The sequence below is a fragment of the Brevundimonas variabilis genome (assembly GCF_014199945.1).
Classification (GTDB): domain Bacteria; phylum Pseudomonadota; class Alphaproteobacteria; order Caulobacterales; family Caulobacteraceae; genus Brevundimonas; species Brevundimonas variabilis.
This window is the reverse complement of record NZ_JACHOR010000001.1, coordinates 903,971-926,564: the sequence shown is the minus strand read 5'-3', so window position 1 is coordinate 926,564 and position 22,594 is coordinate 903,971. Positions and strand designations below refer to the sequence as shown.

General features: G+C 62.7%; 16 protein-coding genes. 3 read left to right on the top strand and 13 right to left on the bottom strand.

Annotated features, from left to right (window positions below; all coding sequences use genetic code 11):
- Window positions 1–231: 231 nt before the first annotated feature.
- From GGR13_RS04475 to GGR13_RS04445, 7 genes are all read right to left on the bottom strand, one after another.
- On the bottom strand, window positions 232–936 hold the full coding sequence (locus GGR13_RS04475) for a glycosyltransferase (RefSeq protein WP_183212213.1): 705 nt from the start codon (window positions 934–936) through the stop codon (window positions 232–234).
- Window positions 933–1,907 carry an NAD-dependent epimerase/dehydratase family protein gene (locus tag GGR13_RS04470; protein ID WP_183212212.1) on the bottom strand — a complete coding sequence of 325 codons (975 nt, stop codon included), beginning with the start codon at window positions 1,905–1,907 and terminating at the stop codon, window positions 933–935. Before GGR13_RS04470 ends, GGR13_RS04475 begins: the two co-directional genes overlap by 4 nt.
- 4 nt (window positions 1,908–1,911) lie before the next feature.
- Window positions 1,912–2,898, bottom strand: coding sequence for a GDP-mannose 4,6-dehydratase (locus tag GGR13_RS04465; RefSeq protein WP_183212211.1), 987 nt, complete (start codon window positions 2,896–2,898; stop codon window positions 1,912–1,914).
- A gap of 118 nt (window positions 2,899–3,016) precedes the next feature.
- Window positions 3,017–4,231 (bottom strand): glycosyltransferase family 4 protein, encoded by a 1,215-nt coding sequence (locus GGR13_RS04460; protein WP_183212210.1) that lies wholly within the window; start codon window positions 4,229–4,231, stop codon window positions 3,017–3,019.
- Entirely contained in the window at window positions 4,231–5,826 is a 1,596-nt protein-coding gene (locus GGR13_RS04455; protein ID WP_183212209.1) for a glycosyltransferase family 4 protein, read from the bottom strand. The genes GGR13_RS04460 and GGR13_RS04455 overlap by 1 nt, the downstream gene beginning before the upstream one ends.
- 1 nt (window position 5,827) lies before the next feature.
- The gene (locus GGR13_RS04450; RefSeq protein ID WP_246347697.1) at window positions 5,828–6,745 is read right to left on the bottom strand and encodes a glycosyltransferase family 4 protein; all 918 of its coding nucleotides are present in this window, start codon (window positions 6,743–6,745) and stop codon (window positions 5,828–5,830) included.
- A gap of 173 nt (window positions 6,746–6,918) precedes the next feature.
- Complete coding sequence (locus tag GGR13_RS04445; RefSeq protein WP_183212207.1) at window positions 6,919–7,443, bottom strand: hypothetical protein; 525 nt, start codon at window positions 7,441–7,443, stop codon at window positions 6,919–6,921.
- 238 nt (window positions 7,444–7,681) lie between these two features.
- On the opposite strand from GGR13_RS04445, the gene GGR13_RS16840 reads away from it, so the two are divergent.
- Window positions 7,682–11,074 carry a glycosyltransferase gene (locus tag GGR13_RS16840; RefSeq protein WP_183212206.1) on the top strand — a complete coding sequence of 1,131 codons (3,393 nt, stop codon included), beginning with the start codon at window positions 7,682–7,684 and terminating at the stop codon, window positions 11,072–11,074.
- A gap of 163 nt (window positions 11,075–11,237) precedes the next feature.
- Here the strand turns inward: GGR13_RS16840 and GGR13_RS04435 are convergent, their stop codons facing one another.
- From GGR13_RS04435 to rfbC, 3 genes are read right to left on the bottom strand one after another with little or no spacing between them, the layout of a single operon-like run.
- Window positions 11,238–11,498 carry a sugar nucleotide-binding protein gene (locus GGR13_RS04435; protein ID WP_183212205.1) on the bottom strand — a complete coding sequence of 87 codons (261 nt, stop codon included), beginning with the start codon at window positions 11,496–11,498 and terminating at the stop codon, window positions 11,238–11,240.
- A gap of 5 nt (window positions 11,499–11,503) precedes the next feature.
- Window positions 11,504–12,556, bottom strand: coding sequence for a dTDP-glucose 4,6-dehydratase (rfbB, locus tag GGR13_RS04430; RefSeq protein WP_183212204.1), 1,053 nt, complete (start codon window positions 12,554–12,556; stop codon window positions 11,504–11,506).
- Window positions 12,557–12,574: 18 nt separating this feature from the next.
- A complete protein-coding gene (gene rfbC / locus GGR13_RS04425; RefSeq protein ID WP_183212203.1) occupies window positions 12,575–13,135 on the bottom strand; it encodes a dTDP-4-dehydrorhamnose 3,5-epimerase in 561 nt (186 codons plus the stop codon).
- Between the two features lie 195 nt (window positions 13,136–13,330).
- Between rfbC and GGR13_RS04420 the strand changes: the two genes are divergently transcribed.
- Window positions 13,331–14,143 carry a methyltransferase domain-containing protein gene (locus GGR13_RS04420; protein ID WP_183212202.1) on the top strand — a complete coding sequence of 271 codons (813 nt, stop codon included), beginning with the start codon at window positions 13,331–13,333 and terminating at the stop codon, window positions 14,141–14,143.
- Between the two features lie 15 nt (window positions 14,144–14,158).
- Here the strand turns inward: GGR13_RS04420 and GGR13_RS04415 are convergent, their stop codons facing one another.
- The gene (locus tag GGR13_RS04415; protein ID WP_183212201.1) at window positions 14,159–16,297 is read right to left on the bottom strand and encodes a glycosyltransferase family 4 protein; all 2,139 of its coding nucleotides are present in this window, start codon (window positions 16,295–16,297) and stop codon (window positions 14,159–14,161) included.
- A gap of 249 nt (window positions 16,298–16,546) precedes the next feature.
- Between GGR13_RS04415 and GGR13_RS04410 the strand changes: the two genes are divergently transcribed.
- Window positions 16,547–17,773, top strand: a complete 1,227-nt coding sequence (locus GGR13_RS04410; RefSeq protein ID WP_183212200.1) for an SAM-dependent methyltransferase — start codon at window positions 16,547–16,549, stop codon at window positions 17,771–17,773.
- Here GGR13_RS04410 and GGR13_RS04405 read toward each other — a convergent pair.
- Together GGR13_RS04405 and GGR13_RS16570 are read right to left on the bottom strand one after the other, a co-directional pair.
- Window positions 17,766–18,668: an FkbM family methyltransferase gene (locus GGR13_RS04405; RefSeq protein ID WP_183212199.1), complete on the bottom strand. Its 903-nt coding sequence runs from the start codon at window positions 18,666–18,668 to the stop codon at window positions 17,766–17,768. The genes GGR13_RS04410 and GGR13_RS04405 overlap by 8 nt on opposite strands.
- An 81-nt stretch (window positions 18,669–18,749) precedes the next feature.
- On the bottom strand, window positions 18,750–22,517 hold the full coding sequence (locus GGR13_RS16570) for a DUF4214 domain-containing protein (RefSeq protein ID WP_281380536.1): 3,768 nt from the start codon (window positions 22,515–22,517) through the stop codon (window positions 18,750–18,752).
- Between the last annotated feature and the right edge of the window lie 77 nt (window positions 22,518–22,594).

Genomic DNA, 22,594 nt, shown 5'->3' with positions numbered 1-22,594 from the left:
AACGGTGACTTAAACGTAAAACAGATCTTAACGAAACGGCTTGTCGGCCGTCGAACTCACCTGCGAAGGGAACAGTGAGCCCGAGACGCGCAAAGTCAAGCTTGACTTTTTTCTGACACAACATGGGCGATTCGAACCGTGTTCAGCTGTTGGCGGTCCAAACCGGGCTTTAACCTTGATGCCCTTGCTGGCTGACGATCGGCGCGTGCCGGGTCGGCCGGCCCGGCGCACCTACGTGCGTGGAGTGTTGAACAGGCATTCTGATCGCTGGCGTTCGCTCCAGTGATCCCCCGGCCCCCTATAACCAACGAAGACATGCCGCCTGATCGGATTGTGCGTTTCGAAGATGGTGGCGACCTTGCCGTCCCACTCACGCTTCAGCTGTCCCTCGGTCGCCTCGACGTCGAATAGCTCGCGCCAGAACACTCCGGGGCCGGTCAGGTCCCAGACATGATAGGCCTCGAACCCGTGAACCCGCTCGCGTTCGGCCTTTGCTGCGAGGTTATCGAGCGCCTTGTCCAGCAACCTGGACACCACTGGCGCGCCCGGCCGGCACCAGACGATGCTGTTGTGTGGCATGGTACGAGCGAAATTCGGGGCATGGCGCGTACTGACCACCAGATCGACGCTGTCGAGCAGGTGGTGCCGGGCCAGGATGCCGTCCGAATCAAGGACGGCGCAGTGGGCGTCGACATAGAGCCCCCCCTCCTCCTCGAGTTGCAGAAGTCGGGCGATATCGCTGCGGCAGGCCGGAAGGGCGATGCGATCGAAGGTTTCGAGATGCCGGGGGGATCGATGCGCGAGCAGCCGGCGCGCCGCGTCGCGCGTCACGACGGCATGGGCCGGGAAATATCCACGCCAGTGTTCGCGATGCGCGGAGATCGCGCCGAGGTCGTCCGAGTCCCAGTAGGTGAACGTGGCCGATCGCGCGGTCACGCTCCCTGCGAGGCACCCTGCGCCCGTCCCCGCTCGTGATCATAGATGGCGGCAATCGTCGCATCGAAGTCGCGGACGGGGGCCCAGCCGTAGCGGCCGCGGAAGCGATCGAAGACGCCCGGGTTGACCGGCACATCCGAGGCCCGCATGCGCGCCGGGTCCTGTGTCACGACGACCTCGCCGCCATGGTGACGAATCAGGACGTCCAGGACGGACTGGATCGAACGGGTCCGGCCCGAACCGACATTATATATGCGCACGCCGGCCGCGCCGTCCGGATCGGCCAGGACGGCGGCGTAGGCATCGACCATGTCCTCGACATCGGTGAAGTCACGGCAGGCCTCGAGATTTCCGACCCGGACCTCTCCCGCCACAGCCGGGTCCAGCCGCGCGAGCTGCGCCGCCAGGGTCGGAACCACGAAGGCTTCGCCCTGGCCAGGGCCGGTATGGTTGAACAGCCGCAGGATCACGACATCCAGCGATGCCGCCAGATCGGTCAGCATGTACTCGCAGGCGACCTTCGAGCGGGCATAGGTCGAGGCCGGGGCGAGGGCGGCGTCCTCATCGCGGGGCCCGTCGTTGAACCCTCGGCCATAGACTTCGGCCGTCGAGGCAAAGACGAATCGAGGCGGCTGTTCCAGCGCAGAGGCGGCCTCGACAAGATTGCGCGTGGCATCGAAATTCGACGCCCAGACCTCGTGCGGCCGACCTGCGCCCTGCCCCACCGAGGAGAAGGCGGCCAGGTGAACGATCGCGTCCGGCCGGAGTTCGGCCACGACATCCGCCGTCGCTGCGGCGTCGGTCAGGTCGACGACCCGACCCTGGTCCGCATGGCCCGGACCGCCCAGGGAAAGGACTTCGTACCCGGCCCCCTCGACCGACAGCCGTCGGGCCAGCCGCCGACCCACGAACCCCGACGCGCCGGTGATCAGGACGCGCGTCGCCGTTTCACCGGCCGGGGACAGGGGCACAGGCTCAGGCCTGACGCTGACGATGGCGGGCCAGGTCGGCGTCGACCATTTCGCGGACCATTTCCTCGAGGCCGATCTCGGCCTCCCAGCCGAAGGCCTTCTTGGCCTTGGACGCGTCGCCCAGCAGCACGTCGACCTCGGCCGGGCGCAGGAAGGCGGGATCCAGCTTCACATACTGCTCGGGCGACAGACCCGCGTGCGAGAAGGCGATGTCGATCAGGTCCTTGACGCTGGTGGTGCGGCCGGTGGCGACGACATAGTCGTCGGCGACGTCCTGCTGCAGCATCATCCACATCGCGCGGACATAGTCCTTGGCGTGACCCCAGTCGCGCTTGGCGTCGGTATTGCCCATGCGCAGTTCGTCGGCCAGACCCAGCTTGATGCGTGCGGCGGCGTCGGTGACCTTGCGGGTCACGAACTCGAGGCCCCGCAGCGGGGATTCGTGGTTGAACAGAATGCCCGACGAGGCATGCATGCCGAAGCTCTCGCGATAGTTCACCGTCATCCAGTGACCCATCAGCTTGGCCACCGCATAGGGCGAGCGCGGATAGAAGGGGGTGGTCTCGCTCTGCATCGGCTCCTGGATCAGGCCGTACATTTCCGAGGACGACGCCTGGTAGAAGCGCGCTTCCGGAGCCTCGAGGCGCACGGCCTCCAGCATGTTGACCACGCCCACGCCGGTCGACTGGGACGTCAGCACCGGCTGGTCCCAGGACGTCTTCACGAACGACTGGGCCGCCAGGTTGTAGACCTCGTCCGGCTTGGCATCGCGGATGATCCGGCACAGGCCGCTGAGATCCAGCAGGTCGCCGTCAATCATCTCGACCTGGTCGGAGATGCCCAGCCAGTCCAGCCGGTGGGTCGCCACGCCATAGTGGCTGGAACGCCGCACCACGCCGATGACGCGATAGCCCTTACCCAGCAGCAACTGGGCCAGATAGGCTCCGTCCTGGCCCGTGATGCCGGTGATGACGGCGCATTTCTTTGTCATGGTGAAGCTCTCGAGTCTGAATTGCCGTGTTGGGGCTGATTAAAGGGCGTGCCGGGTTCGGCACAACAGGGTAAAAAGTTTATCTTAGGATCCCGTCAGCACGTCTGACGGGATTGGACTAGACGACTGCGGCAGGCAAAAACACGCCCTCATACTTCCGCGCCAGCACATCCCAATCGTAGTCTCGCCGAACCACGTCCTGCGCCTTTCGGGCCGCAGAAACGCCGGCGGGGCCCGACCACGCCCGGTCCGCCACGATCGCCTTCAGCTTCTCGACATCATCGGCATCCAGGGACCAGCCGTCATCCGCCACGCCCCGAGTGCCGAAGACGTTGGCGACGATCGGCAATCCCGCAGCCATGTATTCGAATACCTTGAGGTTTGTTCCGCCCCCGGACGTGACAATCTGCAGAGCGAAATCCGCCGACTTCATGAGCAGGATCTTCGACTCGAGGTCGACGAAACCGAGCCACTGCTCGGCAAAACCCACGGCCGGCCAACTGTCGTCGCGGGCCTCGATCATCCGACCCAGGATGATGACCTTGCCGCGAAAGCCGGCTGCGTCCAGCCAGAGACGCGCCTGTTTGTAGCTGTCGACGTTCGGGCCATAGGCGCTACCGATGAAGATGCCGATCCCCTCGGGAGCATCGATTGCAGCCCGCATCTGCTCGACCGCCGCGACCGGGACATCGTCGTAATCGGCTGACGTCACGCCATTGGGCACGACGACGACCCGCCCTGCGGGCACCGGATAGAGCGTTTCGAACCGGCGGGCATCCCCCTCGCTCACCGCGACCACGACGTCGGCGGAGCGGACGGCCAAACCCTCGGCATCCTCCACCTGCTTCTGGAAAATCGGGATCAGTGCCGGGCTGCGGCTTCCTTTGAGGTAGCTGGCCTTGGCGTCTGCCTCGACGTTGTGGGTCTCGTGCACCTTCAGCTGGCTGCGCCGGCACTGCGGGACGATGAAGGGCGCGAGAAAGGGCGTGGACACGACCACGGCATCAGCCCAGTCGATGGCCGAGCGGACCTCGGTGCGGAAGGAGTCGCTGAATCCGTATTCCTCGATGCAGAGGATGTCGTGCAGGTAGCGCGCGGTCTGCGTGAAGAGCGAATGCAGGCGCGCCTTGTCCCGTTCGGAAATGCCGCAGACGACGTTGGTGAGATTTTTGCTGAGTCGCTCGGTCGAAACGTCCCGGTTCGTATTGGAATGATAGGCGACGATGCGAACCTGATGCGTCTTCGCAAGGCGCGAATAGAGCGAGAGATAACGCGCTTCGCCACCGTTCTCTCCGGGGCTTACGTCATAGGTCGCGAAGACGGCGATACGCATCAGTTCGCCAGGCTCTCGAGGTCATCAAGGATCAGCTGGGCGGTGCGGTCCCAGGTGTAGTCCTGGCAACGCTTGTCGCCCTTGATCCTCAGGTTCGTCCGCAGACCGGCGTCCGTGGTCATCTTGAACAGTCCCTGGGCGATCGCCGCGACGTCGTAGGGATCGACCGTCAGCGCTGCATCAGCAGCAATCTCGGCCATGCTCGAGACGTTGGACGTCAACACAGGGGTCCCGCAGGCCATGCTTTCGACCACCGGCAGGCCAAAGCCCTCGTAGACGCTCGGATAGACCGAGAACAGGGCCCCGGTATACAGGCACGACAGGTCGTCGACCGACAGATTGGACAGGATCATCGCCTCGTTCGTGAGGCCATGGGAGTCGCGATAGTTCAGGACTTCCTGGAAATCCCAGCCCATCTGCCCGACCATGACCAGCTTGGGACAGTTCGGGACCCGCTTCCGGAGCGCCTGATAGGCCTCCAGCAGCCGCAGGTGATTCTTGCGCGGCTCGACGGTCGAAACCATGATGATGTATTCGGACTTCTTGAGGCCGAAGGTTTTCAGAACCTTCTGCACGGCCGCAGGTTCACGCTTCGAGATGTTCACGTCGGCGGCAATCCCGGCGTATCGAAGATGATCGCGGTCGAGATTCAGCGTCTCGGCCAGGTCATCCAGCGTCGAGTGAGAGATCGTGTAGACCCGGTCTGCGGCGCGGAAGACGTCGATGTTCGCATCGAAATTACGGCGTGCATCGGGATGGAAGAACTGCGGGAACAGAACCGGGATCAGGTCATAGGCCCAGGCCACGCGCTTCTGATAGGGCATGTGCGCCGGGATGAAATGATTCGCGAAATAGAACTCGCATCCTGCATCCCGGAGCTGGGCGGACAGATCGTCGGTGACAATGCTCCTGCGCGATGCCTCGACCTCGCGTCGCAGGGTCTTCATCCCGTCCAGCAGGCGACCGGGTGACAGCGGATAGGTGTTGAAGGCATTGTAGGTCAGGTGGAGACTGATTTCCTCGCCCATGTCCTCGAACAGGGCGACGGGGACGAAGGCGCAACCATCCGTCCAGCGGAACGAGGACTCCACGACATCGAATCCGCGGTGGAGGCGCCGGTCATCATAGTCGATCGACCGGGTCTTGGTGCCATCCGACAGGATCATGCCCGTGATTGCGATCCCCAGCTTGCGGTTATCCGGCGTTCCGTCGACGTCGACGGGGCGCGTGGAACGGCTCAGGATCACGAACTCCCGCTCCGGACGTGGGCCCCGATAGGTTACGCTTCCAGTTGTTGCATGCGGTGTGAACAGCTTGCCGTCCACAAAGAACCGGACCGCCGGATTATGGCTCCCGAGAGGGCCCTCAGCGTCGGCGCCATAGGCGGGTCCCACGGGTGCCGAAACGGTGTCCGGCGTCCAGTTCAGCTGGGCCATTGCAAGCGGGTTCACGGGCCCCAACCGCGGGTCCAGCACCAGGATCACGTCGAAGTCGGGATCCAGACGCCGACAGGCATTCAGGAAATTGACGGCAACGCTATGGATTCCCCCGAGGATCCCCTGCTGAAAGGATCCCCCGTCGAAAGCGATACGCATATCAGGCGTTCCTTAACTGAGGGACGAAGTCTTCGAGGATCATCCGCCACTTGTTCCATGTCCGGCCCTCGGCAAAGGCCTGGGCGCGCTGGCTCTGTGCCCGGATGACCGCCATCCGGCTGTCCCGGTCACGCTTCAGGGCCACGGCCATCCCGGCCACGGCGTTTATGTCCGCGGTGGGCAGGAGGGCACCGGCCGGTCCGCAGGTCTCGGTGATCGCGGTGGACTTCATGCCGACGACGGGGCATCCCGCCGAAAACGACTCAAGCAGCGGCACCATGAAGCCCTCGTGTTCGCTCATGGTGACAAAGGCGTCGGACGATGCGAGGGCCGAGCGCAGCTCCGAGCCCGGCTGGTTGACTTCGAACACGACGTTCGTTTCCAGCCCAAGATCCAGCACGATACTTTCCAGATACCGGAAATATTCCCGGTCCCAGATCTTGCCGAAGATCCTCAAGCGGGGGGTCATTCCGATCGTATTCTTGATCGCTCCGGCAACCCGAATGACATTGTCGATCCGCTTGTTCGGGACGAGGCGACCAATGAAGGTCAGATTAACAGCACCATTGGCGCTAGACCTCAGAAAACGCTCATGGTCAGCCGCAACCGGACGAAACAGGTGATCATTATAGAATACAGGTATAGTGCACTCAGTCCTGCCAGTAGCAATTGGGAACTCAGCTCGATTGTAGTCGGAATCACCAATACAGACGTCAGCCCTTTGAACGATAACGGGCAGCGCGGCCCGACCTGCATCACAAGCGTCAGCCAGTCCAGTTTGGCCATGTGCACGGAAGAAATGTCCAGGCGTGATATTGTGGTAAACAAGAATTACCTTGGCACGATACCCAAGTATCAAATCCGCATTGTGGTCTGCGAACGAGTAGTGAAATATGATGACATCTTGTTTCGCTGGCATCAATGACGCCAAGTCTTGAACGGTCAAGGTTCCCGCAGGCGCTCTAACAAGACTGTTCTGATCGCACACAAGATATGATTCGACTCCAGCAGTAAGGAGCGCCCTGTGCAATCGAGTTGTCGAATAGCCTATCGCATCACGAGAAGTGATCGACGGGCAGTAGTGGAAGACCCTCATGACGTCTGGCTTGACGGCTCGCCCGGCGGGGCCGACAGAATTGCTGTGGCCTTCTGAATGTCGCCGACGACAAGTTCGCGTGCGGCTTGGGCGTCGAGGATCATGGTCCGGCACATCGCCATCAACGGACCGACCTCGGCTGCCACGCTAGTCTTGAGCTGTTCCAGTTCGTCCGCATCCGCCAGTCGTGCGAGGGATTGACCGCGTCGGAAGTCGTCGATGTCCGACGTCAGGGCGTCGACACGCCCTTCAAGCGTGGCCACCATGCGTTCCAGTCGCTCGACCACTGCCTCATAGGTACTCTCGCGAACCACAAACAGGTTCTGGAGATGGCTGACCTGCGCGACCAGGTCGTCAACGATGATCCGCATGGAAGACGGATCGGACGCCGGCGGTATCTTGATTTCCGGCACCCGGATCGGCGCGCCCTGCTCGGCAGCCGATACATTGAATTGACGGACGATTCGACGCGCTGCCCGCACCAGGGCTTCGTCGTCAGGTGCCAATGCGCCTGATGTCATAGTCTCATCCCCACCAGTTGACTGCGCGGACGCTATAGACGGGTAAACCGCTATCGCAACAAAATTTATGACCGGTGACCGCATATCATAATCCTGCATTAACCCATGACGGCAGCTTTCCCGCAGAAGTTCATCCGCATGATCTTCGGGATTGCCGTTCCCCCACTTGAAGGGCGGCCTCGCCTCCCGGAAACTTCCCTGCTAACGACACGGCCTCAGCCACGCCGGGAAGAGCATAGTGAGCGACGAACGAAGGGCAGGCACACCCGCATCGGGCGATCACGGCGTCGACCTGTCGGATCTGGCTGCGGTTTTTGTCGTCTTCCTCGGCCGCGCTCCCGATGACCCTGTCACCCAGATTGCCTATTGGGAAACCCGGCCCTTCGCGGAGTTCTGCGCCGTCATCGGGGCATCGGCGGAGTTCGGCAATATCCAGAATGTTCTGGTGGATGAAGGGACTCTGAAGGGCGGAACGACGCTTTCCCGGTCGGACCTGCGAGATGCCGACCTCTGGCTCGCCCGACACCTGCCGCATCACCAGCCATCCCCGAAGGTCGGATGGGCGGAGCTTTTACTCGCAGCCGTGACATCCCCCGATCTTCAGGGCCTGGGTACGCCGTCGTTTGCACCTGAAGCCCTGGTCGCCCTGAAGCGCATCGTCGACACACGGCGCGATGCCCAGGCGACCGGCCTTGACCTGGTGTCCTTCGACACTGATGCGTTTGTTCATGAACCCAGCAACAGACGGTTCTGTGGACCGGAAGGAGTGGATTTCGAAGCCCTGATCGGACGCAATACACCGGTTCCAGTCATGCTGCCCCTGTTCAGCGAGGGTCTGGCTGCCGTGCGTCGAGCCGGACCCTTCACCCTCGGCGAATGGCTCGAAGATACACAGGATGCCGCGCTCGCCGGATTGCTGACCCACTGGCTCTGGAACGAGCCGACCTACTGCCAGAATCGCTCGGTCGAAGATCGGGGATTGGACGGGACTGCGCCTGACGGTCTGGCCTACCTCGACTTCCTGAGACTGGGCGATGCCGCCGGTGCCTCTCCCCATCCGCTGTTTTGTCATCACGCCTACCGGACGCTGAACAGCGGCGACTGGAGCGGTAATCCACCGGCCTTCAGACATTTCGTTGAAGCCGGCCAGGTTGCGGGCTGGCGAACTTCGGTCCTGTTCGATCCGGACTATTACCTCTCCCAGAATCCGCGCGCTGCCCTGGAGATCGCATCGGGCCAGTTCGCCTCCCCGCTGGAACATTGCGTTCGGATCGGTCTGGCTGCCGGCAACGCCTTCTGTCCGGATTTCGACCGGCACTACTACCTCAACACCCACCCCGATGTCGGCCAGGCCATCGCCGAGGGCCGGGTCCCATCGGCCGAATGGCACTATGTCTTCGAAGGTGCCCGGGAAGGTCGGCCACCCAACCCCTTCTTCAATCCCTGGTACTATCTCCAGCGATATCCCTTCGTGGCTCAGGAGATGGCTCGGCTGGGCATCGCCAGCAGTCTGGAACATTTCCTTCTCGTCGGTCAGGCGCGCGGCTGGAGCGTCAATCCTCCGCTCGCCGAACGCACCGTCGCCCCGGACGATGGTCGCGCCCTGTTCGAAAAACGCGGCCGACGCGCCTATGGGGAGATCATCGACGGCGAGATCACCATTCCGCCCGCCGTGGCTCCGCGGCTGTCCGTGATCGTGCCCGTGTTCAACCAGGCCGACCTGACCGCCGGATTCCTGAAATCAGCCGCTTTCGCCATCGAGATCCTCAGGTCACGTCGCGGGATCGAGACCGAGATCATCGTCATCGACAACGGAAGCCGGGATCACACTGTCACGCTTCTGGCCGCGCTGCCTTCGGTCAGGGTGGAACAGCTCTCTGCGCCCTTCAGCTTCCCGGCAGCGGTGAATTCCGGCGCGGCCCTAGCCCGTGGCGACGTTTTCCTGGTGGTCAACAACGACATCGAAGTCCAGCCCGATGCCTTTGATCGGGTTTTTGGCGTCCTGGACGGCGACGCCTCAGTAGGCGTTCTTGGCGCGAAGATCATTCTGCCGAACGATACACTCCAGGAAGTCGGCGCATCGATCGACCGTCTCGGCAATACAGAGGGCTTCGGACGGGGGATGGACGTGTTCCGTCTACGGAGCAATCGTCGTATCGAGGTCGACTATGCGTCCGGATGCTTCATCGCCTTTCGCCGATCGGATTTCGAAGCGCTTTCAGGGTTCGAAGGCAGCTTTGCTCCGGGGTACTACGAGGACGTCGACTTCGCGCTTCGCATGAAGCGAGACCTTGGCAAGGTCACTGTTGTCGATGCCGGACTTGCCGTCATGCATTACGAGAACGCTTCCTTTGCCAAGGGTCGCCCCGCGAGCGCCAATATGACCGGTGCCCTGCGGAACCGCAGGCACCTGAAGAGCGCTCACGCCGCCAGGTTCAGGGCCATGCAGCCGCCTTCCCCTCCCGAACGCGCGGCAAGATCACGCGACGCCCTGTTTGGCCCGTTCAGGGTGCTGATGATCACTGACAGCATCCCGGCGGCGCGGCTGGGATCGGGGCCCGGACGACAGGAGGCTATTCTGGATCGTCTTGCCGAGATGGATATCGCGTTTGACATTCTGGCCCTGAAGCCGGATGTCGGGATCGACCACTACAAGGACCCTCGCGCCGAGGTCTTCCGGGCATGGATGCCGGGGCAGTCGTTCGACGAGACCCTCCATCGCCATGCCGCCGGATACAGCCATCTCTGGATCTGCGGGGCCTCTACCCTGTCGGCCCATGCCGTTACGGTGGCATGGGCGAGGATCAGCTTTGGCCTCAAGGTCATCTGCGATGTCGGAGCCCTGTCCAGCCTTGAAGCGATCGAACGGCTGCGACTGGACAAGGGGGTCGAGCCCGGCCACCGGCTACTCTCGACCCTGGACGACGAACTGACCCATGCGACGGACGTGGATCACTGGGTTGCGGTCGATCATCAAGATCGGGCTCTGATCGAGCAGATCGGCCTCGGTCCTGTGGTCGAGATCGGACATTCGCCGCGTGTGCTCGGGACCGCCATCCCCGACCGGTCATTCACCGACAGGAACCGGATCCTGTTCGTTGGCGGCGTTCACGATTTCTCCAGCCCGTCCCATGACGCCCTGGAATGGGTGCTGCGCGATATCTGGCCCCGACTCGGCGACTTGGACGGTGTCAGGCTGACCCTCGCTGGCCAGTGGAACGACGGTCTCTCCGATGATTTCCGGCAACGCTTCGGCGATCGCATCGAGATGCTGGGGGCCCTTGATGACGTGCAGCTGGTCGAGGTTCTGGGGCAGACGCGCGTGGTTCTGGCTCCAGACCGCTTCTCCCGCCACTACCCGGCGGGAGTCGTTGAAGCTGTGCGTGCCGGTGTGCCAACGGTCATGACCGACCATGTTGCGGTCCGGCTCGGGCTCGCGACAAACCCTGCAATCGCGGTCGGCCAGCGTGACGATGGCGGCCAGTCCTTCGCCGAATGGGTCGCTCGCCTCTACAGCGACAAGAAGGCTTGGCGGGCTCAGTTGAAAGAGCAGCAGTCCAGCCTTGAACTCTCGCCTGATGAGGGTGGCCTGATCGATCAGGTCAAGGCAGCCTTGGGTATCGAGACCTGACTTTCGCGGAGCGCTCGCCTCAGAGACGATCGATCGGGCGCGATTTTCCGGGAATCAATGCGTCAGTCGGCCGAGATATGCGCCGTGAGCCGTTTTCGCCAGGGCCGCAGCCGCGGACTCAAGTTCGGCCTTGCCGATCAGCTTCATCCGAAACGCAATCTCCTCAGGACAGGCGACCTTGTCGGCCGGTCGCGTTTAGTGCCCGGCCGACAAGGCCGCCCTCGGCCCGATCGACAGCGGTATAGGCGGCCGCATTGATCACGACGTCCGCTTCGCTGTCGCTGACGAAGGCGCGGGCGGCGGTCGGGTCCGCCAGGTCCAGAACGGCCCGTCCTGCTACGGTAAGTCGGTGCTGACCGCCCAGCCGTCGCTGCAGGGCGCGGGCGACCTGACCGGTCTCGCCGAGAATCAGGATGTGTGCCATGCCGGTCAGCCCGCCGTCAGGCCAAGTCGCTCACCCGAATAGACCCCGTCCCGCAGCGGACGCCACCAGACCTCGTTTTCCAGATACCAGGCGACCGTCCGCTCGAGCCCCTGTTCGAAGGAAACAGACGGTTCCCAGCCGAGTTCGCGCTGGGCCTTGGAGCAGTCGATGGCATAGCGGCGGTCGTGGCCAGGTCGATCCTTGACGAAGCGGATCTGGTCCCTGCGCGGTGCCGCAGCCGGACGCAACCGGTCCAGGGTATCGCAGATGGCGTGGACGACCTGCAGATTGGTGCGTTCGGCCAGGCCGCCGAAATTGTATTTCTGCCCGGGCTTGCCGGCCGTCAGCGCCGTGGTGATCCCCCGCGCATGATCCTCCACGAACAGCCAGTCGCGGATATTCTGGCCGTCGCCATAGACAGGCAGATCCTTGCCCTCCAGGGCGTTCAGGATGACCAGCGGGATCAGCTTCTCGGGGAAATGAAAGGGCCCATAGTTGTTCGAGCAGTTCGTGATCAGCGTGGGCAGGCCGTAAGTCTCGTGCCATGCGCTCACCAGGTGGTCCGATGCCGCCTTGGTCGCGGAATAGGGCGAACGTGGATCGTAGGCGGTCGTTTCGGTGAACAGGCCCTCGGGCCCCAGGGAACCGTAGACTTCATCCGTCGACACATGGACGAAGCGGAATGTGCCCTGAGCTGCCGCGTCCAGCCCGTTCCAGTGTTCCCGGGCAGCCTCCAGCATCGCATGGGTACCGACGACGTTCGTGCGCACGAAGTCGGCAGAGCCGGTGATCGAACGATCCACATGACTTTCGGCCGCCAGGTGAATGACCGCTTCGGGACGAAAGTGGGCAAAGGCCGCGCGCATCGCCGGCAGGTCTGCGATGTCCGCTTTCAGGAAGGTGTAACGGTCGGATCCGGCGACGTCGGCCACATTGGCCGCGTTGGCCGCATAGGTCATGGCGTCCACGTTGAGGACAGTCCAGTCCAGTTCGGAGACCGCTCGGCGAACCACGGCAGAGCCGATAAAGCCGCAGCCTCCGGTGATCAGAACACGCATCAGGAAATCGCCTCGGCTTCAGTCAAAAACGATGGCATCGGACAGGGCAGGGAGAACGCCATCCTTTGCCGAAAGAACGGGTTGCGACGACGGCAACGGCCAGTCGATGTCGATGTCTGGATCGTCCCAGCGAATGCCCGCGTCATGGGCCGCGCTATAACCCGCGCTGACCTTGTAGACGACCTCGGTATCCGGCTCCAGCGTCAGAAACGCATGGGCAAATCCGACCGGGACCAGCAACTGCAATCGGTTATCGGCGCTCAGTTCGACCCCGACCCATTGTCGGAATGTCGGCGAGCTGCGACGGATGTCTACCGCCACATCCCAGATCCGGCCGCGGATACAGCGGACAAGCTTGTCCTGTGCAAAAGGCGGCAGCTGGTAATGAAGCCCGCGCAGCGTACCGATATCACGCGACAGTGACTGGTTGTCTTGAACGAACACCTGATCCACGCCCAGCGGCACCAGTTCGGACCGCGTATATGTCTCCATGAAATAGCCGCGCGGATCCTCGAACGCGCGTGGCTTGATTACCTTGACGTCCGAAATGGCGGTCGGGGTGACTTCAAATTTGGACATCGTTATCGTTCTCTGATCGGGCTCATCGTGCGATGCCTACCCAAACTCCTCGTGCCAAGCAGATTCTTCGCGACTCAATGGAATCGAGGACCCAAGCGCTGGATCTCTACTTCTGATTGGTCGTTTAAGGGTGCTGGTTGCGCGTTCGATCTGTTAGCAAGCGGCAACCCATCGAGGACGAAGGAAGTCGGCTGGATGCTGAGCTCAACGGTTTGCCGCTACGAGCATTTCAATACGGACTGGTATCGCCGCGCGGGTGCCCTGATCGGCGTGCCGCCGGGTGTCTCGCTCGAGCGCAACGCCAGCTATCGGAAATGGTGGGAATGGTGCGCCATTCTGGATGTGCTGGGCAACCGGGACATGCTGCGCGATGGGCGGAACGGTATCGGCTTTGCGGTCGGCACCGAGCCGCTGCCATCCGCCATGGCTACCCTTGGTGCCAAGGTGCTGGCAACGGATCTGGGGGTCGATCAGACGACCGAGAAATGGTCGGACACCAGCCAACATGCGGCAACGCTGGACGCGCTCTATCACCCGGATTGGGTGACCGAGGAACGCTTTCGCGAGAAAGTCTCGTTCCAGCCAGCCGACATGCGCGATCTCAGCGGATTTGAAGACGCAAGTTGCGACTTCGTATGGAGTTCCTGCGCCTTCGAGCACATCGGGACACTCGATGACGGGCTGGATTTCGTCGTCAATGCGATGCGGTTGATCCGGCCCGGTGGCGTGGCGGTTCACACGACCGAGTACAACGTCAGCTCCAATGACCGCACGGTCCAGTATGGCGACTGCATCTATCGCCGCCAGGATATCGAGCGACTGGACTACCGTTTGCGGCCCCTGCGTTGCGGGCTTGAGGCCGTCGACTTCGATTGCGGGACCCACGAATACGACCTCGACTATGACCAGCACCCCTATTTCGAGGGACGTGCCCGGCACATCAAGCTGATGATGGACGGCTTCGTCAGCACGTCGATGGTCCTGGTCATCCGCAAGGGCCCGGCCTGAGCCAGGCCCACCGGATCAGTGATCCAGCAGCAGTGACTCCAGCAGGTCCATCCGTGCCTGAACGTCGTCGGCTTCGGCATAGCCGATGGCGGCGAGACCGATCATGAACGCACGCGGGTCGCCCGGCCCGCGTGAGGGCGGCTCCCCATCGATCGTGATGGCGACACGGCACAGCCCGGTGGGACCGACACGCCCCTTCAGGCGCTGCATCAGCGTCTTCTGACCGATATCGGCCAGTAAGTGGATCGACGTTTCGGTGACCACACCACCAATGTCGACCTTGAGGCCCACGCCCTCGCCGCCGGGGGCCTTGATCAGGTTGAGATAGACTACGACTGGCGTGCCCGGCGGAAGATCGGTCTGGAAGACGACCCCACCCTGCGCGCCGCGCATCCAGCAGCCAAAGGCTTCCTGCCCGTAGAAATCATCTGCCAGAAGCAGCCCGCGCGGATTGCGGATCAGATCCGACAATTCGGTGGCCCCACTCTGATCGTCCAGACGCACGATCCGGCCCTGGACCAGGCGGGCGGGCTGGATCGGTACGGGAGGCGTCTCGGAAAAATGCGCGACCTTGCCGGCGAAGTCCTCGCCGACGGCATTCCAGCCACGGGGCTTGAACCGCTCTGCGATCTCGCGGCGACGCGCGTCGAGGTAGGGCCTGTCCGTAATCATCCGGCCGATCACCCGCACGCCGTCGCGGACGTCCGTCGGGTCGACGTAGTCCACGAACGCACCACCGACCTCGGGCATCGATGATACGTTCGAGGCCACGCAGGGGGTCCCGTTCAGCAGACTTTCGCCAACCGGCAGGCCCCAGCCCTCGACGAAGCTGGTAAAGGTCGTGAACAGGCTGTTCTGGTAGATGCCGGTGAGTTCTGCATCCGTAAGGTCGTGCAGGATATGCACCCGGCCATCGAGATGGTCGGTTTCAGCCAGAAGGGCATTGAGTGGCCCGACCTTCCATCCCTTGCGCCCGACGAAGACAAGGTCTGGAACATCGATCCCGGCCTCGATGAGAGCCTGCCAGACGCGCAGGACATAGAGATGGTTCTTGCGACCCTCGACCGTCGAGACATAGGCGACGAACTCACGACCCTCGAGCACGTGCAGAGCCGACGGCCGCGGTTCGGCCACCAGAGCAGCGCCGGTCATGTCATGGGCCAACGGCACCGTGGCCATCGGAATTTCGCGGGCACCGAGATCCTTGAGCAGCTCTGCCAGGGTGATGCGTGTGTAGTCCGAGATCGTCAGGACGAAATCGGCGAAGGCGCACATCTGCCCCATGGCAACGCTGAAGTAGAACGAGAGCTCGGTCTCGCAATACTCCGGATGGCTCAGGGGAATGATGTCGTAGACATAGACGCCGACACGGGCGCCGGCGCGCTTTGCGGGCAGGAATTTCTCGGGCGTATTGCCCAGGCCCCAGAAGGCGCCCAGCACGATGATAGTGTGCCCCGCGCCGGCCCTCACCGGCTCGGCATTGACCTCGCACCGGGAGAGCAACACGCGGAGTTCGGCGTGATCGACATCCCGGCCCGAGGCAAACGCGATCACCGCGCGCAGGTCCTCGCGCTGCAGGAGCCAGAAGTCGCCTTGCTCGAGGCGCCCCACGGCATCGGTCAGAACGAACCCGACTTCCGGTCCCGAGTGGTCTAGCAGATAGTTGGCAATGCCCGCCTGGACGCGCTGGATGCCGCTGAACGTGCTGTGCGCATTCAGGTACCACAGCATGTCCTGGACGGAATAGATCGTCATCCCGGCCGGGAGCGGGCGAGCGGCGTGCTCCAGTCGAGCCTTCACGTTGCGCATCTCGATCTCGAGACCGTCGGCCCGACCCAGTCGCATGGCGGTCTGATAGGCCACCATGGCCTCGGCGTCGCGCTCCTGCATCTTGAGCACATGGCCGATCTGGAAATGGACATCGCTGTTGTCCGGCATGGCTTCTGCCGCGCGCCGGTAGGCGACCTCTGCGGCCTTGTACTGGCCGTCTTCCTTCAGGCTGTTGCCGTACTGGACCCAGATCGGACTGTCTTCGGGTTTCCGGTCCAGATGGATCCGGTAGGCCGCTGCGGACTCTGCCCAGCGTCGCTGATCCCGCAGACGGTTGCCCAGCTTTCTGTAGTTCTTGGGTTTCAGCCAATCGGGTTTGCGCATGAGAGGTCTATCTGTCTGTCGTCATGGGCAGGCGCCGGGATGTCGTGCGCGCCGAAACGTTGACGCTTACTAGGATGCGCAAGCTTGCCATCCAATCAAAATTTGCCTCGGCTGCTGCGGAGCCCATGCCGCCATAGCCGGCCAGGGTGGCGCTGGCGCAATGGTGTCTGGACGGTTGCACACGTCGCGTATTAAGGAACTCGCCTTCTGTCCTGCCGGGTCTGAGCTCCCGTAATTCGAGACCTGACAATGAACTTTTGCGAAACCGACCTCGAGGCCTTCGTGGCCGAGAGCGATCGCCTCGGCGGTCCGGGGGCGCCAGGTTGCGATGCCTATTGGGCCGGCTTCACCTATCAACCGACATTCCAGGTCGATCAGGCGCTGGACCCCTTCAGCGACGCCTATGTCGATGCGCAACTGACCTTGTATGCGGAGATTTCGGGTCGCGCCTTTGACCAGAACCAGAATGAGCAGGCGGCCTTCGACGTCGCGCCCTATGCCGCTGCCGTCAATCCGTACAACCACCCAGACCCTTCTGTGCTCGCACTGCATCTGCGGCGCCTGACAAAGGCGATCCATCTGGCCGGGGTCAACCGCGGCGACCATCTGCTCGACATGGGGTGCGGATGGGGGCTTTCATCGGAGATTGCGGCCTACAGCGGACTTCAGGTCACGGCTGTCGACATCAATCCGGGCTTCGTGGAGCTCGTGAACACCCGTGCCGCAAGGCTGGGGTGGGACATCAAGGCAGAGTTGGGAACGTTCGACGACTTCAAGCCCGCTGCTCCGGTGGACATGGTGCTGTTTTACGAATGTCTGCATCACGCCCTTCGCCCATGGACGGTGTTGGAGCGCCTGGCCGGCTCTCTGGTCATGCCAGCGGGGCGCATCGTCCTGGCCGGAGAGCCGATTAACGCAACCTGGTGGGAACACTGGGGCCTGAGGCTGGACGCACTGTCCGTATACTGCATACGCAAGTTCGGCTGGTTCGAGAGCGGCTGGTCTTTGGAGTTCATCCGCGCTGTATTTCATCGCTGCGGCCTGTCGCTTCAGGTCGCCGAGGATTCGGACGCGACGGTCGGCTATACGCTGATCGGACGAATGAACCAGATCGAGACCATGACCGGCGACGTCTTCCTGGCTCGCAATGAATCCTCGGGTTTCATCACCGAGGGTCTCTATGGAATCCTTTCGGATCGGGGCTGGATCGAGGTGGTCTTCCCTGAGAACGCGATCCGCGCGCAGATCGCTCTCCTGAATGTGCGGGCAAGCCCGCTGAAATTGCGTCTGACGTCCGGGACGACCGTCCTCATGGACGGCGAGATTCCCAACGGTCAAACGAAGGTGGTTCTGACGCGCACCACGCCAAGCGTTCGCCTCGAGTTCGAGGCAGAGACCTGGGTTCCGGACTCGGAGCTGGCCAATGGCGACCTTAGAGACCTCAGCCTGCATCTGGCTGAGGTCTGTTTCAGCTGACCTCAGTCGAGACGGTCTCGAAAAGGCGCGGATTTTTCCAGCCTTGAAGACCGTCAATATGGACCACGGGACTGGATTGTCCGTCGAGCACGAGAATGGCGGGACGCTCCATTTCCAGGATCCAGCCTGCGTTCAATAGGGTGTCGAACAATCGTCCCTCGATCTGCCGGCTGTGGGTTCCGATCACCAGATAGGCCACGGATCTCTCGAGGATACCGATGGAGGCCGCGATCAGATCCGCCTCGCCACCCTGGATGTCGACATGCAGGAGGTCGATCCGTCGGTCTTCCGCCACGAGATCCACAAGCGAGATCATCGGCAGTTCCTGATATCTGCCTGTGGCCACGGCGTCGGAACGCTGGGCGATGTCGCAGTGAAAAAGAGGCTCGAGGCCCCATTGGCCACCTTCCTGGGTCGGAAAGAGTGCCGTACCGCCCTGCGGAGCGGCAATCCCGTGGTGCAGGGTCCACTCCCACTCCGCGAAGCCGTTTCGCTGCAGAGCCTCGACGGCATAGCCGATGTGGCCGGGATCCCCCTCGACACCGATCACCCTCACCGACCGACCCATGTTGCGCGCGGCCGTACCTGTCGCGTTCATCCAGCACCCCCAGCCGCAGCCGAGTTCAATCATCGTGAACTGATCCCGGCTGAGCTCGACGGCGCGCAGGGCGGCAGCCCACTCGGCCATGTCGGCATGCCAGTTCTGAGGAATTGGTACCCCTTCCACAGCCCCTGCGAGACTGTCGAGGAGAGAGGGGTAGATTTTCGGATCCACCTTCACGTCGAGGAAATTGGTGATCATCCCGGGGTTGGATACCCGGGAGGCGACCTCGTGGCGACGGATCAAGGCGTCGGCGTCGAAGGCGGCGTGATAGTGCCAGAGCGGGTTTTTCATCGAGACTCGAACAGGTTTGAGCCCGACCACGGATGGCCGGGCTCACGGACAGGGATGCATGCTCTGTAGCCGATTATCGGCTCACTGCATCATCCAACCATCGTCCCCGTGCGAACGATTCCAGGGCAGGGCGTCCGGAGAACTGCTATCGTCGATGGGCAGGGTCAACATATGGTCGCCGGTGGGCGCGGCAAAACCATCGATGGATGCCTGGAACAGCTCTACGCCGTCGTTGTCCGGCAGCACGAGTGGCCCCAGTTCATCCTGTGGCGGCAGCACAAAGACATCCTCGACAAGCTTGAAGTCGATCACGACATCAGCAGGGTCAAAGGCTGGCAGACCGGGCTGGACCTGCGGGTCGTGATCCGCCTGCGGCTTCACATCGAACACAGCGCCATCCAGCACCGTATCTTCTGCAGTCACCAGGACCAGCGGCTGGTCATGGTGCGCCTTGCCCGCTTCACCTTCGGCCACGGCGGGCGAGAAGGGTGCGTCCGTCGTACGGATTCCGCCGGACCAGAAGGGGGCGGTCAGGGTGACGTGCTCGGGGCTCTCGGAGAAGGCCAACAGGAGCGCCGCACGGCTGGTGCCCGTATTCAGCGCATTGACCTGAGCCGCAATGCCGGCAGCGTCGCCCTCACGGTTCAGGCAGAAACGATACAGCTGCTCGACGAAGGCCTGATTGGACAGGGCTCCGTATCGCGCCTGGAACTCGGCCGAGGCCGCGAAATTGGCCGCCAGTGTGAGCAGGGAGGTCCCGGCGTTCAACGCCGCCAGCTGCCCCGCCAGCCCCGCCGCATCCGGCAGGCGGTCGAAGGTCGCATCGTAGAGCCGCGCAATCTGAAGGGCCTTGTCGTCGGCGACCCAGAGGCCCGCGTTCAGGATCGGCTGCGTCAGGGTCCGGTGCTCAGGGCTCTCGGAGAACGCAACGACAAGAGCCGCCCTTGTTGTCCCGGTGTTCAGGGCATTGACCTGGGCGGCAATGCCCGGAGCGTCGCCCTCGCGGTCCAGCGAGAACCGATAGAGTTGCTCGACGAACTGCTGGTTGGACAGGGTGCCGTAGCGGGCCTGGAACTCGGGTGAGGCCACGAACGCGTTGGCCAGCGCCAGCAAGGTTGTCGAGCCGGTGGTCAGGGCACGGATCTGAACATCCAGTCCGGCCTGGTCGGGCTGCCGATCCAGGGTGGCATCGTAAAGCCGCATGACCTGGGCCGCGATGCCGTTGACGTCGAAGCTGAGCGCGCCATCCACGAACCGCAGTTCCTCGACCCGGCTGATCGTGTCGGTCCCGCCCTCGGGTCCTCCGGCAACACTGGAAATCGATGCGCCATACTGAAGACGAACGCCGGAATAGAGGGCAACGTCGAACCCGTCGCCGCCGTCGATCCGGTCTGAACCGGCTCCGCCGTTCAGCGTGTCGGCCCCACTTCCGCCGGTCAGGGTATCATTGCCGGCCTCGCCGTTCAGGGTCGAGCCGAGGAAGACAGTCGGCACGGCCGGGGCGCTGGGGACCGAGATATTGAGCTGATAGGTGGCGCCGGCCGGCGGCGGACCGGATGAGAACACGGCACCGGTTCCCGTCTCTGTCCACTGCGAAACCTGGATGTAATAGGTCCCGGCGGTGTTGAAGGTGTAGCTGATCAGGGAGTCTGTGGATGCGCCGCCGTCGCCGGTCCCGGTCGCAGCATCGTCATTCTGCGTCAGCTCGACACCATTCGCATCAAACAGGCGCAGGGCCGCATCGAAAGAAGCGTTGTCGATGTCGAACCGGACGACATCTCCTGCGGCCACGGTCACGGCGTAGTATTCGACGCCGCCATGCGACGTGCCCAGAATCGTTGCATGCGGAATCGTGGTGGCATTCTCTACGCCGGCGCGGGCCTGGAGGTCGAATGCACCGGCGGTGCTGACCGCCGTTGCGATGGTGGCATTCGTCGTGGTGCGCGCCTTGATGATGTCCGGAGCGCCCCCGGCCGTTCCGGGTGCACCAGCGATCAGCGTGTCATTCCCGCCGCCGCCGTTCAGGAGGTCCACACCTCCACCGCCCCGGATGGTATTCGCAAGGCCATCGCCGGTCAGGACGTCGTTGAACGCTCCGCCCCGGATTTCCTCGAACGCCGTGAGTGTGTCACTCCCAGCCGCGCCTGTCGCGACACCCGTCGCCAGATTGACCTGAACGCTGCCGCCGGCACCCGTATAGTCAGCGACATCGGTGCCTGCCCCACCGTTCAGCGTGTCATTGCCCAGACCGCCGATGACGAAGTCATTGCCATCACCGCCTGAAATCGTGTCATTGCCGCTGCCCCCGTCAAGCGTATCGTTGCCGCCAAGACCCGTCAGCGTATCGTTGCCGCCAAGTCCGTTCAGGGTGTCATTGAAGGCCGTGCCGTCCAGCACATTGTTGAGGATGTCGCCACTCAACGTCAGCGCACCGGACGTGCCGGCGGCAATTGTCTGATCCGAGAAACGCAGGAATTCGACATTGACGAGCGTGTCCGTGCCTTCCGCAATACTGGTCACGGTAACCGTCTGGCCATTGACGGTGATCGTGTATTCGGATCGAGCCCGGGTGAAGACGGCGGTGTCGCTGCCGAGACCACCGTCTATGAAATCATTGCCCGCATTGCCGGTCAGGACGTTGTTGGCCGAGTTGCCGATCAGCCGGTCGGCGTCGGACCCGCCAATCGCGTTTTCGATCACGGCCCCCAGGGCGATCGCCACATTCCCCGTCAGTCCGCCGACATTCGAGAAGGCCCCCTGGCGCAGATCGATGGTCTGCGTCTGCGCATAACCCGAGAAATCCAGCGTATCGACACCGCCGGCATCCCAGACCGCAAAGATCAGAACGCTGCTGCTGTTGTTGGCATTGAACCAGGGCTGCGCCGCCGTCGAGTTGAAGCCGTAAACGGTATCACCCGTCCGCGTCGTCATGTTTGCACCATACAGGCGTTGGGCAGCGGCAATGTCATCCAGAAGGGGCACAGCCGAATACCGCTGGGACCCGAAATCCCCGCCGGTATTGCGCTCGCTGAAGTAGCTCATCACCGTGAACTGGCGCGAGTCCTCGAAATAGGTCGCGTCATTGGCATAGGTGATCGAGTTGCCTTCGGACGCATTGTAATCGGCCGGGTGACGCAGACCCAGCGCATGACCGATCTCGTGCGTGAGAACCTGCTGGCCATAGCCGAGGATCACTGGATTCTGGTTGTAGCTGAGCGAACTGTTGATCCACACATCACCGGCGTTCGACGCGATCTCACGGCTACCCGGCAGATAGGCAAAGGCCGCAGCGCCGGACTGACCGGACGAATAGTTCGCGAACAGCAGGGTGGCTTCGTTGGAGAAATTCTCTTCGCCGACAGCACCTGCGACCCGCTGGAAGGTTATGTTGGCCACATCGGACCATGACGCCAGGGCCTGCAAGGTTGCAGCGATCTGGAAATCGGTAAACCGCGAGAAGCCCGTCGTGTCCGTCGGCATCGTGGTCGGGGCCGTCGTTCGGAAAGCAAAGGTGATGGTCAGCGGTTGCCCGAGGCCAACGCCGCCCGCCCAGTTCAGATTGCCGCGCGTGATCTGTGCCGCCGCATCGCTCGTTCCGAGAGAGGCCCGGCCATTGGGACCAAAGCCGCCGCGATCATCCGCATTCAGGATGTCAAACGGATCATTGCCTCCACCATCGAACACGGAATGGAAGCCGCCGCAGCCGGCGCAAAGGCCATAGTCCGCCACATTGCCGAAGGGCGAAAGCGCCTTTCCGGCTCCCCCGACATTGCCACTGCCCTCGACAAATCGGCCGGAACCGTAGTCGGACTGTTCACCGAAACCATCCAGATACCGGGTAGCAGGCATGACGTGTCCTCATCGCTTGGCTTTGTTGACGGCTACCGTAGCGAGAGATCATCAAAGGACAAGCATGGCTTTAGGCC

Excerpts from the sequence above, each read along its gene's own strand:
- GGR13_RS04405 (WP_183212199.1), bottom strand. The coding sequence starts at position 18,668 with ATGAAAAACCCGCTCTGGCACTATCACGCCGCCTTCGACGCCGACGCC.
- GGR13_RS16570 (WP_281380536.1), bottom strand. The coding sequence starts at position 22,517 with ATGCCTGCTACCCGGTATCTGGATGGTTTCGGTGAACAGTCCGACTAC.
- GGR13_RS04410 (WP_183212200.1), top strand. The coding sequence starts at position 16,547 with ATGAACTTTTGCGAAACCGACCTCGAGGCCTTCGTGGCCGAGAGCGAT.
- GGR13_RS04415 (WP_183212201.1), bottom strand. The coding sequence starts at position 16,297 with ATGCGCAAACCCGATTGGCTGAAACCCAAGAACTACAGAAAGCTGGGC.
- GGR13_RS04435 (WP_183212205.1), bottom strand. The coding sequence starts at position 11,498 with ATGGCACACATCCTGATTCTCGGCGAGACCGGTCAGGTCGCCCGCGCC.
- GGR13_RS04460 (WP_183212210.1), bottom strand. The coding sequence starts at position 4,231 with ATGCGTATCGCCGTCTTCGCGACCTATGACGTAAGCCCCGGAGAGAAC.
- GGR13_RS04465 (WP_183212211.1), bottom strand. The coding sequence starts at position 2,898 with ATGACAAAGAAATGCGCCGTCATCACCGGCATCACGGGCCAGGACGGA.
- rfbC (WP_183212203.1), bottom strand. The coding sequence starts at position 13,135 with ATGTCCAAATTTGAAGTCACCCCGACCGCCATTTCGGACGTCAAGGTA.
- GGR13_RS04450 (WP_246347697.1), bottom strand. The coding sequence starts at position 6,745 with ATGCCAGCGAAACAAGATGTCATCATATTTCACTACTCGTTCGCAGAC.
- GGR13_RS04445 (WP_183212207.1), bottom strand. The coding sequence starts at position 7,443 with ATGACATCAGGCGCATTGGCACCTGACGACGAAGCCCTGGTGCGGGCA.
- GGR13_RS04420 (WP_183212202.1), top strand. The coding sequence starts at position 13,331 with ATGCTGAGCTCAACGGTTTGCCGCTACGAGCATTTCAATACGGACTGG.
- GGR13_RS04455 (WP_183212209.1), bottom strand. The coding sequence starts at position 5,826 with ATGCGTATCGCTTTCGACGGGGGATCCTTTCAGCAGGGGATCCTCGGG.
- rfbB (WP_183212204.1), bottom strand. The coding sequence starts at position 12,556 with ATGCGTGTTCTGATCACCGGAGGCTGCGGCTTTATCGGCTCTGCCGTG.